The sequence below is a fragment of the Pseudomonas sp. BN606 genome, assembly GCF_029873115.1.
Lineage (GTDB): Bacteria > Pseudomonadota > Gammaproteobacteria > Pseudomonadales > Pseudomonadaceae > Metapseudomonas.
This window is the reverse complement of the sequence record NZ_SSOF01000053.1, coordinates 15,489-27,808: the sequence shown is the minus strand read 5'-3', so window position 1 is coordinate 27,808 and position 12,320 is coordinate 15,489. Positions and strand designations below refer to the sequence as shown.

Annotated in this window: 11 protein-coding genes; 2 read left to right on the top strand and 9 right to left on the bottom strand. The window is 64.1% G+C overall.

Features of this window, described 5'->3' with window-relative positions; genetic code table 11:
- Window positions 1-64 precede the first annotated feature (64 nt).
- The gene (gene ppc / locus E8E75_RS08585; RefSeq protein ID WP_153920804.1) at window positions 65-2,701 is read right to left on the bottom strand and encodes a phosphoenolpyruvate carboxylase; all 2,637 of its coding nucleotides are present in this window, start codon (window positions 2,699-2,701) and stop codon (window positions 65-67) included.
- A gap of 203 nt (window positions 2,702-2,904) precedes the next feature.
- On the opposite strand from ppc, the gene E8E75_RS08580 reads away from it, so the two are divergent.
- Window positions 2,905-3,249: a pilin assembly protein gene (locus E8E75_RS08580; protein WP_120654822.1), complete on the top strand. Its 345-nt coding sequence runs from the start codon at window positions 2,905-2,907 to the stop codon at window positions 3,247-3,249.
- A gap of 16 nt (window positions 3,250-3,265) precedes the next feature.
- Here the strand turns inward: E8E75_RS08580 and cadR are convergent, their stop codons facing one another.
- Window positions 3,266-3,733: a Cd(II)/Pb(II)-responsive transcriptional regulator gene (gene cadR / locus E8E75_RS08575; protein WP_028627406.1), complete on the bottom strand. Its 468-nt coding sequence runs from the start codon at window positions 3,731-3,733 to the stop codon at window positions 3,266-3,268.
- Window positions 3,734-3,808: 75 nt separating this feature from the next.
- Here cadR and E8E75_RS08570 point away from each other — a divergent pair, with 75 nt between their 5' ends.
- The gene (locus tag E8E75_RS08570; protein WP_153920802.1) at window positions 3,809-5,995 is read left to right on the top strand and encodes a heavy metal translocating P-type ATPase; all 2,187 of its coding nucleotides are present in this window, start codon (window positions 3,809-3,811) and stop codon (window positions 5,993-5,995) included.
- A gap of 92 nt (window positions 5,996-6,087) precedes the next feature.
- On the opposite strand, the gene E8E75_RS08565 is transcribed toward E8E75_RS08570, so the two are convergent.
- The 7 genes from E8E75_RS08565 to lysS all read right to left on the bottom strand — a co-directional run bounded on the left by E8E75_RS08565 (window position 6,088) and on the right by lysS (window position 12,269).
- Window positions 6,088-6,588, bottom strand: coding sequence for an O-acetyl-ADP-ribose deacetylase (locus E8E75_RS08565; protein WP_120654820.1), 501 nt, complete (start codon window positions 6,586-6,588; stop codon window positions 6,088-6,090).
- 30 nt (window positions 6,589-6,618) lie between these two features.
- Complete coding sequence (locus E8E75_RS08560) at window positions 6,619-6,942, bottom strand: hypothetical protein (RefSeq protein ID WP_120654819.1); 324 nt, start codon at window positions 6,940-6,942, stop codon at window positions 6,619-6,621.
- A complete protein-coding gene (locus tag E8E75_RS08555) occupies window positions 6,939-7,832 on the bottom strand; it encodes an alpha/beta hydrolase (protein ID WP_120654818.1) in 894 nt (297 codons plus the stop codon). The genes E8E75_RS08560 and E8E75_RS08555 overlap by 4 nt, the downstream gene beginning before the upstream one ends.
- A 113-nt stretch (window positions 7,833-7,945) precedes the next feature.
- Window positions 7,946-9,235 (bottom strand): flavohemoglobin expression-modulating QEGLA motif protein, encoded by a 1,290-nt coding sequence (locus E8E75_RS08550; protein WP_120654817.1) that lies wholly within the window; start codon window positions 9,233-9,235, stop codon window positions 7,946-7,948.
- A 7-nt stretch (window positions 9,236-9,242) separates the two neighbouring features.
- Complete coding sequence (locus E8E75_RS08545) at window positions 9,243-9,797, bottom strand: hypothetical protein (protein ID WP_120654816.1); 555 nt, start codon at window positions 9,795-9,797, stop codon at window positions 9,243-9,245.
- 56 nt (window positions 9,798-9,853) lie between these two features.
- Entirely contained in the window at window positions 9,854-10,567 is a 714-nt protein-coding gene (locus E8E75_RS08540) for a TetR family transcriptional regulator (RefSeq protein ID WP_120655366.1), read from the bottom strand.
- Window positions 10,568-10,763: 196 nt separating this feature from the next.
- Window positions 10,764-12,269: a lysine--tRNA ligase gene (gene lysS, locus E8E75_RS08535; RefSeq protein WP_153920800.1), complete on the bottom strand. Its 1,506-nt coding sequence runs from the start codon at window positions 12,267-12,269 to the stop codon at window positions 10,764-10,766.
- Window positions 12,270-12,320 lie beyond the last annotated feature (51 nt).

Genomic DNA, 12,320 nt, shown 5'->3' with positions numbered 1-12,320 from the left:
GACGTTCAAGATACACAGCGCCCCTATAGCGCACAAGACGCCGGAAGTAGGGGCTAAAACGGCCTCAACCAGTGTTGCGAAGCCCCGCCGCGATACCCGCCACGCTCACCAGAAGGGCCTGTTCCAGAGGGCCCTCGACATGCTCTTCACAGCGTCTGGAACGGGCCAGGAGCTCCGTCTGAAGCAGGTGCAAGGGGTCAAGGTAGGTATTGCGCACACTGATGGCTTCACGGGTCTCCGGGTTATGCGCCAGAAGCTCGGACTGGCCGGTCAGAGCCAGTACCGAAGTACCCGCCTGCGACAATAGGTCGCGCAACTGCGCACCTAGTGATTTCAGCTCTTCAGGCACCAGCCGCTCGTCGTAAAGCGCGGCGATATTGGCATCGGCCTTGGCCAGGACCATCTCAAGCATGTCGATGCGCGTGGCGAAGAACGGCCAACGCTCGCGCATTCGCGCCAGCAACTGGGTTTCGCCACGTTGCTGGGCGTTGGCCAGGGCCGCTTCCCAGCCTAGCCAGGCCGGTAGCATCAGGCGGGTCTGGGTCCAGGCGAAGATCCACGGAATCGCCCGCAGGCTTTCCACCCCACCGGCGCGGCGCTTGGCGGGTCGACTGCCCAGAGGCAGGCGGCCCAGTTCCTGCTCGGGCGTGGCCTGGCGGAAATACTCCACGAACTGCGGATGCTCGCGCACCACGGCGCGGTATGCGGTCACACCGTCCGCAGCCAGGCGGTCCATGGCTGCGCGCCAGGCGGGCTCTGGCTCCGGCGGCGGCAGCAGGGTCGCCTCCAGGACAGCCGCCACGTAGGTATTGAGGTTTTGCTCGGCGATACCCGGTAAACCGAACTTGAAGCGGATCATCTCGCCCTGCTCCGTGGTGCGGAATCGCCCAGCCACCGACCCCGGTGGTTGCGACAGAATGGCCGCGTGCGCCGGACCGCCGCCGCGCCCCACGGTGCCACCGCGGCCGTGGAACAACAGCAACTCCACTTGATGCTCGCGGCAAACGTCCACCAGGCGTTCCTGGGCACGATATTGAGCCCAGGCGGCGGCGACGGTGCCGGCGTCCTTGGCCGAGTCGGAGTAGCCGATCATCACTTCCTGCGGACCGTGCAACCGGGCGCGATAGCCAGGCAGGCTCAGCAGACGGTCGATGGCGTGACCCGCGTTGTCGAGGTCGGCCAGGGTTTCGAAAAGTGGCACCACACGAATAGCTCGTTGCAACCCGGCTTCCTTGAGCAGCAACTGCACGGCCAGCACGTCGGACGGCGCCCCGGCCATGGAGATAACGTAGGAGCCGAGGGAGGCTGCCGGAGCGTTGGCCACCACGCGGCAGGTGGCGAGCACTTCGGCGGTATCGGCAGAGGGCCGGTAGTTCGCAGGCAGCAGAGGACGGCGGTTGTCCAGCTCGCGCTGGAGGAAGACCAGGCGGGCCTCTTCATCCCATTTGTCATAGTTGCCGAGGCCAAGGTAATCGGTGATCTCACCGAGGGCGGCAGCGTGGCGGCTGGCGTCCTGGCGGACATCCAGGCGCACCAGGAACAGACCGAACGTGGCCGCACGGCGCAGGCAGTCGAGCAGCGCGCCATCGGCGATCACGCCCATACCGCAGGCGTGTAGCGAGTGATAGCAGAGCTCCAGGGGTTCCAGCAATTGAGCATTCTCGCTGAGCACCTCGGCACCGGGTGCGATTTCGCGCTCCAGCGCCGCTTCAGCCCAGGCACGGGTGGCGCGCAGGCGGTCGCGCAGTTGCTTGAGCACTGCACGGTATGGCTCGGGATGAACACCCACCCGCACCCGCAACTCATCGCTGGCTTGCTGCATGGACAGCTCGGCGGCGAGGTGATCGACATCGCGCAGATAGAGGTCGGCCGCCATCCAGCGCGCCAACAGCAGCACCTGGCGACTAATGGCGGCGGTGACGTTGGGATTGCCGTCGCGGTCGCCCCCCATCCATGAAGCGAAACGCACCGGCGCGGCGGTCAATGGCAGGCGCAGCCCGGTGGCGGCGTGCAGCGTCTGATCGACATGCCGCAGCACGTTGGGCAGGGCGTGCCAGAGGGAGTGTTCGATCACCGCGAAGCCCCATTTCGCCTCATCCACCGGACTCGGCCGACTGCGGCGGATTTCCTCGGTGTGCCAGGCTTCGGCGATCAGCCGCAGCAGGCGCAGGCGCGTCTGTTCGCGCTCGGCTTCGTTAAGGTCCGCATGGTCCAGGGCCGCCAGCTGCGCGGCCATGGCGTCGTATTTCTGGATCAGGGTGCGCCGCGCGACTTCCGTGGGATGGGCGGTCAGCACCAGTTCGATGTCCAGGCGTCCGAGCTGCCGGGCCAGCTGCTCCGGTCCATGACCGGCATGGATCAGGCGCTGCAGCAGGTCACCGAGGACCGAGTCTTCGAAGGGTTGCGGTTCGTCCGGGCCGCGCCGACGGATGCGGTGGTACTGCTCGGCGATGTTCGCCAGGTTGAGGAACTGGTTGAAGGCACGAGCCACCGGTAGCAGCTCGCCGTCGCTGAGGCTGTCGAGGGTCTCGATGAGCTGGCGTTCTCCCTGAGCCGACCCTTTACGCGCGGCCTTGGCACCCTTGCGAATGCGCTCGATCTTATCGAGGAAGGCATCTCCCAGCTGGGCGCGAATGGTGTCGCCGAGCAACTCGCCGAGCAGGTGGACGTCCTCGCGCAAGCGCGCGTCTATTTCGGCCATTGCCTTCCCCTCCTTAGCTGGATTCGACCTCCAGATTGCCGATAGCGCCATGCAGATACAAGGGCGCGACGAACGGCGTATCCCCAGGCGCCTGCGAGCTAGTCTGAACAATAGCCGCCATCACGAATGACGACTCCCGGGTGGCAGAGACCGCCCGGAGTTCAAAGCCACCCACAACCACGTGGGAAGAGGATGAGGTGTCTATGAAAATCCGAGAACTAGTCCGCCATTGGGAGCAGAACGCCAAGGGTCGCCTGACCCGCAGCGAGTACAGCATTCACCTGGACCTGGAGTCCGCCGCGCGACTGGCCGCCCTGGCCGAGATGTACCCCAAGCGCAGTGTCGAGGAGCTGATTGGAGAACTGGTCGGTTCCGCACTGGAGGAACTGGAGGCTAGCTTCCCCTACGTCAAGGGCAGCCAGGTGGTCGCCACCGATGAACAGGGCGACCCGCTGTACGAGGATATCGGGCCGACGCCCCGTTTCCTGGCTCTTTCACGCCGCTACCTGCGGCAATTGAGTGATCAGCGCGACAACACGAACCACTAGACCGTCGCACGCCAAGTCAGCCCCGCCGATGCACGCCCGGTACGTGCAGGTGGCCGGCGTGCGCGCATTCCTCGCTGGTCACCGGCGGCGGCCCCGGTTGCTCCAGTTCGCGGAGAATGCCGCAGGCCTCGCTTGCGCCCTCCCCGCTGCAGCGCGCGCGCAGGTCATGGAGCTGGTCGCGCAGTGACTGCAGCTCCGCGATGCGCACCTCCACATGGTGCAGGTGCTCCTCGATTAGCCGGTTGGCGGTGCCGCAATCGGCCTCGGGACGGTCGCGCAAGGCCAGCAGGGCGCGGATTTCCTCCTGGGTCATGTCCAGCGAACGACAGTGGCGGATGAACGACAGCCGCTCGACGTGGACCGTGTCGTACTGCCGGTAGTTGCCCGCGCTGCGCGAGGGCGCCGGTAACAGGCCTTCGCGCTCGTAGTAGCGGATGGTTTCCACAGGGCACCCGGTGAGGGTGGCAAGTTCGCCGATCTTCATGCGGCACCTCCGCTTGACTCTGTAGTTGCTACAGGGTGTGCAATGCCACTCGAAGCGTCAAACAGGAATTGACCCATGAGCCACCATTGCTGCCACGACCATGACCATGCGCCCCGCTCCGCCACGCCGGAAGTAGCCGCCATCGCCGCTACCGCCGAAGCTCGCTGGAGCAGCCTGCGCATCGATGCCATGGACTGTCCCACGGAAGAACGCCTGATCCGCGACGCCCTGGGCAAGGTCCCGGCAGTCGAGGCGCTGGAATTCAATCTGATGCAGCGTCTGCTGCGCGTACGCCATCGCTTCGACGACGTCGAGCCCCTGCAACGCCTGATCGAGAGTCTGGGCATGCAGGCAGTGCCACTGGCCGAAGGCGCTTCCGCCACGGCCCCGGCTCAAGCGAAAAAACCCTGGTGGCCCCTGGCGCTGGCTGGACTGGCCGCGCTGGCAGCGGAAGCCTGCGAGTGGTTTGGCCTGGCGCCAGAATGGGCAATTGCCGGCCTGGCAATACTCGCCATCCTCGGCGCCGGCCTGCCCACCTACAAGAAGGGCTGGATCGCCCTGAAGAACCGCAACCTGAACATCAATGCACTGATGAGCATCGCCGTCACCGGTGCCCTGCTGATAGGTCAGTGGCCAGAAGCAGCCATGGTCAGCGTGCTGTTCGCCATTGCCGAGCTCCTTGAAGCGCGATCGCTGGAACGCGCGCGGGACGCCATTCGCGGCCTTCTACAACTGGCGCCCGAACAGGCCACGGTGTTCGAAAGCGGCCAATGGCGCGAACGCCCAGCCCGTGAGGTACAGCCCGGCACCCGCCTGCGGGTGCGGCCGGGCGAGCGCATCGCTCTGGACGGTGAAGTGCTGAGCGGGCGCTCCAGCGTCAACCAGGCCCCGATCACCGGCGAGAGCCTGCCTGTGGATAAGGACCTGGGCGATCCGCTGTTCGCCGGCACAATCAATGGCGAGGGCGAATTGGAATACCGCGCCACCCGTGCCTCCGACGACAGCACCCTGGCACGCATTATTCATGCGGTGGAAGCCGCCCAGGGTTCGCGCGCGCCTACCCAGCGCTTCGTCGATCGGTTCTCGAGCATCTACACCCCAGTGGTGATCCTCATCGCCGTACTCACCGCCCTGCTCCCGCCCCTGCTGTTCGACGGCCTTTGGCTCGATTGGTTGTACCGGGCACTGGTGCTACTGGTGATCGCCTGCCCTTGCGCGCTGGTGATCTCCACCCCCGTGACCATCGTCAGCGGCCTGTCCGCGGCGGCGCGGAGCGGCATCCTGATCAAGGGAGGCGTTTTCCTGGAGCTTGGCCGCAAGCTGGCCTGGATCGCGCTGGACAAGACCGGCACCCTGACCGAGGGCCGCCCCCGGCAGACAGACTTCGAGCTGCTGCACGCGGATGAGCGTGACGCCCGAGCCCTGGCGGCCAGCCTGGCGGCCCGTTCGGACCACCCGGTGTCCCAGGCCGTGGCCCGCGCCGCCGAGGTAGACGGCATCGCGCTCTACGCTGTGGATAACCTGGCCGCCCTGCCCGGCCGCGGCGTCAGCGGTCAGATCGAGGGTCAAACCTACCACCTGGGTAATCACCGCCTGGTGGAGGAGCTCGGCCTTTGCGGGGCAGACCTGGAAGCGCGTCTGGACGGCCTGGAAACCCAGGGCAAGACAGTGGTGGCGCTGTGTGGGGAAAACGCCGTGCTGGCGCTGTTCGCGGTGGCCGACACAGTGCGTGACAGCAGCCGCGAGGCCATCGGCCAGCTGCATGAGCTGGGGGTGAAGACGCTGATGCTGTCCGGCGACAACCCGCACACGGTGCAGGCCATCGCCAGCCAGGTGGGCATGGACGACGCACGCGGCAACTTGCTGCCCGCGGACAAACTGGCGGAAATCAGCAGGCGCCAGTCCGGCAACGTGCCCGTGGGCATGGTCGGCGACGGCATCAACGACGCGCCTGCGCTGGCCCGCGCCGACATCGGCTTCGCCATGGGCGCCGCCGGCACGGATACCGCCATCGAAACCGCCGGCGTGGCGCTGATGGACGACGACCTGCGCAAGCTGCCGCAATTCATCCGTCTGTCTCACCGTACCCACAGGGTGCTGATGCAGAACATCAGCCTGGCACTGGGCATCAAGGCGGTGTTCCTGGCATTGACGTTGATGGGCGAAGGCACGCTGTGGATGGCGGTCTTCGCCGATATGGGAGCCAGCCTGCTGGTGGTGTTCAATGGGCTGCGGTTGTTGTCGCCGAAGTCGTTGCGCTAACGAAACGTAGGTTGGTGCACAGCGCAGCGAAGCCCAACGATGGTGTCAAAGCCGGAAACTATGGTGCTGGGCATCCGCTCCTCAGCACCAACCTACGTCAGAGCCTCTTGATAGACCCTGACCATGTCCCCGCCGAACGCCACCAACAGCACTTCACGCAAACTGCTGCCCTCGGGCCTCGACCGCTTCAACTCGGCCACCGCGACACGCGCCGCTGCCTCCAGCGGATAGCCATACACGCCGCAACTGATCGCCGGAAAGGCGATGCTCGCCAGCCCTTCGGCTTCGGCCAGGGCCAGGCTGTTGCGGTAGCAGTTGGCGAGCAGTTCCGGTTCACGATGATTGCCGCCGCGCCAAACCGGGCCGACGGTGTGGATCACGAACCGTGCAGGCAGGCGGAAGCCCGGCGTGATGCGTGCCTCGCCCGTGGGACAACCGCCAAGGGTACGGCACAGCGCGAGGAGATCGGGGCCGGCGGCGCGGTGAATGGCGCCATCAACACCCCCGCCGCCAAGCAGCGAGGAGTTGGCGGCATTGACGATGGCGTCCACCTCCAGGGTGGTGATATCGCCCTGCCAGATACGAATGTTCATGCGAATCACCTCCTTACGGAAGCTAGCCCCTTACTTGACCTCTTGCGGGGTCTCCTGACCCACGCAGCGCACCGCTTTCTTCTTGTTGTCCACGAGCACGCCAGTCAGGCCTTTTTGCTGGGTATCGAACATCACCAGCACGCCGTCGATGCACTGCGCCACTTGCGCGGCGGGCTCCAGGGAAACCTTGTAGTCCTCGCCGGGGATGGTCTTGAGCATGGTGAAGTCGGACAGCAGAAGCGCGTCCTCGGGTTTGGCGAAGTGCAGGTAACCGTAGAACCAGAGCACCATCACGGTGCCGACAATGCTGCCGATGCCGGTGAGGATCAGCGGGATGGGATTGCGTTCGCTCATTGGGGACTCTCTGTATTCGGGACTTCAGCCAGCCGGCGCAGTCCGACGAAGCCCGTGGGGTCTTCGAGGTAAAGCAGCATTACCTTCCGCCAGGTGGGATCGGCGAAGGTCTGCACATGATCGCCACGGACCGGCTGGAACACCCGCGGCGGGGGCGCAGCTTGATACAAGCGCACGCCGTTGGAAAGAGGCACCACCGGATCATCGATGCTGTGGTAGATCAGCAGCGGCAAGCCCTTCAGCTCGCCAATGCCACGTATGGCGCTGTCACCGTCGGGCACCAGCCAGGACAACGGCACCTGCAATGGCCAGGTCAGCCAGGCATTGGACAGGCTGTAGCGGGCGATTTCGCGGTAGCTGGCCGGCACCCCATCGAGCACCAGGGCCTTGAGCAGATCGCGCCGTTGTGGACGCTCGGAGAGGTAGTGCACGGCCAAGGCGCCACCGATGCTCTGGCCAAGCAGCACGACCGGCTTGCCCTGGACCTCCGGCGCCTGGTCCAGCCAGGCGAAGGCGGCATCGATGTCCTGGTAGACGTCCGGCAGCCTGGGCGAACCCTCGGAGCGGCCGTAGCCACGATAATCCAGCAACAGCACCTGGTAGCCCTTCGCTGGTAACCACCAGCTGCCGCCCAGGTGCGTAGCGACATTGCCGCCATTGCCATGCAGGTGTAGCACCGTCCCCTTCACCTCCACGCCAGGCTTGGCCGGCAGCCACCAGGCATGCAGACGTGTGCCATCGGCGGCAGTCAGGCTGATATCGCGATACTCCAGCTTGGCCTTTTCCGGCGTGAAGGGCAGGTGCTGGTCCGGGTAGAACAGCAGCGCACTGCAGCCTTGCAGGATCAGAACGAAGAGGATCAGCAAGAGGCGGGAAGCGGGCATGTGCATTTCCTTCCTGAAACATCACAGGCCAGCCCTGCGGGCTGGTTGGCGAAAGAATTCGCCCCTACAGGGTTCGTGCCGCTCTGCCGGGGCGAGTGCCTTCGCCCCGACAAGGTCGGTCAGAGAATGTTGGCGTAGTCCGCCTCGATGCGCTCCAGGCTCAAGTGGTTGAGGAAGTTGGAGAAGCACATCCACGCCGACAGCGCGTTGAGGTCACGGAACTGCGGCGGCAGGTACTTCGGCGGCACCACCAGGCCTTCGTCCACCAACTGACGCAGCGTGCGGGTGTCTTCCAGGGTGGTCTTGCCGCAGAACAGCAGCGGGATCTGCTCCAGCTTGCCTTTGCGCACTGCGAGCTGGATGTAGTTGTAGATCAGGATGAAGCCCTTCAGGTAGGACAGGTCCTTGGTGAACGGCAGCCCGCCCGGCAACGAACCCCGGAAGGCGCGGCTGGCGCTGCCATAGCTCTCCTCCATGCTGTAACCCTGCTCGCGGTAGAAGTGATAGACCTCGAGGAAATCAGCCCCCTCCTCCGCCATGTGGATCGCGCGGGTGCGGTTGGTCAGCCGACGCAGCCGGGTCGGATAGGACGCGAACGCGATCACTTCCATCAGGATCGCCAGGCCTTCCTGGGTCACGGTGGAGGACGGCGGGCCCTTGGAAAGGAAGGTGCAGATCGGTTGGTTCTGGCCGTTCAGGGTTGTACCCACGTGCACCAGTCCCTCGTGGACTTCCAAGGCACGCACGTCGCGCTCGTTGAACATGGCATCGGCGCGAATCTTGATGTAGTCCGCACCGGCCGCCGCGTCGGCGACGATACCGTCGGACTCGAAAACGCGGATGGTGTCATCGCCGAACACGTCTCCCAGCCGGCTCTGCAGCAGGTTGACGGCATCCTTGGCAGTGAGAGTCTTGGGCTCGTCCTTGAGGTCGCCTCGATGGTCGATGTTGTTCAGGTAGTCCGAGAGCATCAGGCCGAGATCGGCCAGGGTCGGATCGCCGGCATGGAAGGCATCGGAGGCCGCGCCGTAGAGCTCCTGGGAAATCAGGCCGAAATCCGCGGTGCCGCGTGCTTCCAGCATGCGGATCACCATGCGGTATTCCTTGCACATGCGCCGCATGATCTGCCCCACCGGGTTGAACTGGCCCAGATGACGGGTGATATCGCGCTCGATGTTCTGGAACTCCAGCTTCTTCTCCACCGAGTCGAAGGCCAGCGGACGGCTCTCGTAGTAGGCGCGGTCCACATGGGGCATGGACTTGCCCTTGTGCTTGAGGAAGTCCTGGCGAACGCTGTCGTCCCATTTCACGGCGTCGAGCACGCGAATCGGCGTCTGCGCCTGGACGATGCGGTCGGATAGCGCGCGAATGGTTTTCTGGTAATCGTCAGGCAACTTGCGACGGGTCATCGTTGACTCACTCCTCGGCTGAGCGCTGGTAACGCGCCACTTCAACGAAGACGTCCGAGTTCGCGGGATCATCCAGCCAGCCGAAGACCACATCCAGAGGAGTGGTGATGAGCACGCCGTCGCCGTCCGGCATTTCCACAGGCTGCCCCTGGAACTTGCCTTCCTGCATTTCCTGTTCGATGCGCTCGACGTCCAGGTTGTAGACCACCAGTTCGTTATCGGTGGTCAACTCGAAACCGACGATGGCGAAGTTCGCGCCCAGTTTTTTCGGCAGCCCGGCAGAGAGATACCAGCGGCGGCCGTGGTGAGCGACGGTGAAACCGAACTCCTCCATGCCCTCCAGGTTGTCTTTGCTGCCCTCGAAGCTGCGCGCCTTGTACACGTTGGAGCCGGAGCGGCTGATCTCCAGATACTCGCGTTCGCCCCACTCGTCCTTGCGGGTCCAGTCCCCGAGCAGGGGGATAGGGGCCGGTTCGTTGGCCGGAATAGGATCCTTGAAGGTGACCAGGCAGCCGCCCAACAGCAGGAAGGACAGGGCAACCACGGCACGCCAGACTTTCATCTCGCTCTCCTTGTGATAACGAAAAACCCCGCGATAGCGGGGTTTGATCTACGCGCTCAGAGTCCCATCACCAGATACAGGTATCGCTTCAGGACCGCTCGCATCTCGCCGATGTCGAGGTTTTCCACGCCGTCGAGGAGGCCCTGATATTCCATCCGCAGAATGACGGCCGTCAACACCTTGGCGTCTTCGGTGGGCTCGGCCGAACCCAGTACCTGGAAGAAATGCTCCGCGCCCAGCGAGAGTATCTTGCGATGTGCGTCAGCAAGATTACGCAGACCGGCATTCAACAGCGCCTCCTGACGGAAAGCATGTTCGGCCAGCAACTGGTCGCGGTTCTCCTCCAACTGGCTGCGCACGTACTGGATGGCCAGTTCGACGATCTGGTCGGTCATGGCCCGGCGCGAATCACCGTCGCGGCTGAGCACCGCTGCCATGGCCTGCAGGTCATCCTCCACGCTGGCCCAGAAGGCCGCCATCACCGCCGAACTGCGCTCTACGAACTGGGCGAAGGTATCGGTGATGAGATCGTTGATGTCCTTGAAGTAATAGGTAGTGGCCGATAGCGGTACCTGGGCCTCTGCGGCCACGGCGCGATGGCGCACCGCCCGCACACCGTCGCGGACGATGATGCGCATGGCGGCATCGAGGATCGCCTGGCGGCGTTGCTCGCTACCTTGGCGGCTGGCCTTGCGGCCCTGGTACTTCACGCTCTCGGCAACTGCGCTGGCCACGCGGGCGGCGCTGTCACTGCGGGACGACTGGTTCAAGACAGGAAACCCTCCGAACTCACTCAAGGTGAAAGTGTTGACCATTTATCCCGCTTATCAATGCAGGAGCTGGCGAGATTTAGGCTCTGTCTCCCTGACGAGCGCCTTGTAGGAGCGGCGCCGGGGCAAAAGGTTCGCATGCCGGTCGGCGGCCAAGAAAAAACCGCCCGAAGGCGGTTTTATTCTTGCTCCTGCATCAAGCCTGGGGCCGCATGTGCGGGAACAGGATGACGTCACGAATAGACGGCGAATTGGTGAGCAACATCACAAGTCGGTCGATACCAATGCCTTCGCCAGCGGTGGGCGGCATGCCGTATTCCAGGGCATTTACGAAATCGGCATCGTAGTGCATCGCCTCGTCGTCACCGGCATCCTTCTCCTTGACCTGCAGCATGAAGCGCTCGGCCTGGTCTTCAGCGTCGTTCAGCTCGGAGTAGGCGTTGGCGATCTCGCGGCCACCGATGAACAACTCGAAGCGGTCGGTGACGCTCGGGTCCTGGTCGTTGCGGCGCGCCAGCGGCGACACTTCGAAGGGGTACTGAGTGATGAAGTGCGGCTGCTCCAGCTTGTGCTCCACCAGCTCTTCGAAAATCATCACCTGCAGCTTGCCCAGGCCTTCGTGGCCGAGGACCTTGGCACCGGCCTGCTTGGCGATCGCACGGGCCTTCTCGACATCCTTGAGGTCGGCGGCGCTGATTTCCGGGTTGTACTTGAGGATGGCGTCGAATACGGACAGACGGGCGAACGGCTCACCGAAGTGGAAGACCTTGTCGCCGTAGGGCACGTCGGTGGAGCCAAGCACCGCCTGGGCCAGTTCGCGGAACAGTTCCTCGGTCAGGTCCATGTTGTCTTCGTAGTCAGCGTAGGCCTGGTAGAACTCGAGCATGGTGAACTCGGGGTTGTGCCGGGTCGAAACGCCTTCGTTACGGAAGTTGCGGTTGATTTCGAAGACCTTCTCGAAACCACCTACCACCAGACGCTTGAGGTAAAGCTCCGGCGCGATACGCAGGAACATGGCCATGTCCAGCGCATTGTGATGGGTCGCGAACGGCTTGGCCGCGGCGCCACCGGGAATGGTCTGCAGCATCGGGGTTTCCACTTCGAGGAAACCGCGGTCGGACAGGAAGCGGCGGATGTGGGCGATCACCTGGGAACGCACGCGGAAGGTGTTGCGGGTTTCCTCGTTGACGATCAGGTCGACGTAACGCTGGCGATAGCGCTGTTCGGTGTCGGTCAGGCCGTGGTGCTTGTCCGGCAGCGGGCGCAGGGACTTGGTCAGCAGGCGCACGTTGGTCATCTCGACGTACAGGTCGCCCTTGCCGGAACGGGCCAGGGTGCCTTCAGCGCCAATGATGTCGCCCAGGTCCCAAGTCTTGATTTCGGCCAGGGTCTCTTCCGGCAGGGTCTTGCGGTTGACGTAGACCTGCAGGCGGCCGCTGGTGTCCTGAAGAACGATGAAAGAACCGCGGTTGAGCATGATGCGACCAGCGACCTTGACCGGGATGGCGGCTGCTTCCAGCTCTTCCTTGGTCTTGTCGGCGTATTGCTTCTGCAGGTCCGCGAAGTAGTTTTCGCGGCGGAAGTCATTGGGGAAGGCAATGGCCTTGGCTTCTCGCACGGCGGCAAGTTTTTCCTTGCGCTGGGCGATCAGCTTGTTTTCTTCCTGTTGCAGTTCGTGCTGGTCGAGTTGTTGGTCGCTCATGGTCTTGGTGGTTCCCGGTTAGGCGTCGAATCGCCTGTTTGAAAATAATCG

Bases quoted from the DNA above. Each gene is read 5' to 3' on its own strand.
- ppc (WP_153920804.1), bottom strand. From the start codon at position 2,701: ATGGCCGAAATAGACGCGCGCTTGCGCGAGGACGTCCACCTGCTCGGC.
- E8E75_RS08580 (WP_120654822.1), top strand. From the start codon at position 2,905: ATGAAAATCCGAGAACTAGTCCGCCATTGGGAGCAGAACGCCAAGGGT.
- cadR (WP_028627406.1), bottom strand. From the start codon at position 3,733: ATGAAGATCGGCGAACTTGCCACCCTCACCGGGTGCCCTGTGGAAACC.
- E8E75_RS08570 (WP_153920802.1), top strand. From the start codon at position 3,809: ATGAGCCACCATTGCTGCCACGACCATGACCATGCGCCCCGCTCCGCC.
- E8E75_RS08565 (WP_120654820.1), bottom strand. From the start codon at position 6,588: ATGAACATTCGTATCTGGCAGGGCGATATCACCACCCTGGAGGTGGAC.
- E8E75_RS08560 (WP_120654819.1), bottom strand. From the start codon at position 6,942: ATGAGCGAACGCAATCCCATCCCGCTGATCCTCACCGGCATCGGCAGC.
- E8E75_RS08555 (WP_120654818.1), bottom strand. From the start codon at position 7,832: ATGCACATGCCCGCTTCCCGCCTCTTGCTGATCCTCTTCGTTCTGATC.
- E8E75_RS08550 (WP_120654817.1), bottom strand. From the start codon at position 9,235: ATGACCCGTCGCAAGTTGCCTGACGATTACCAGAAAACCATTCGCGCG.
- E8E75_RS08545 (WP_120654816.1), bottom strand. From the start codon at position 9,797: ATGAAAGTCTGGCGTGCCGTGGTTGCCCTGTCCTTCCTGCTGTTGGGC.
- lysS (WP_153920800.1), bottom strand. From the start codon at position 12,269: ATGAGCGACCAACAACTCGACCAGCACGAACTGCAACAGGAAGAAAAC.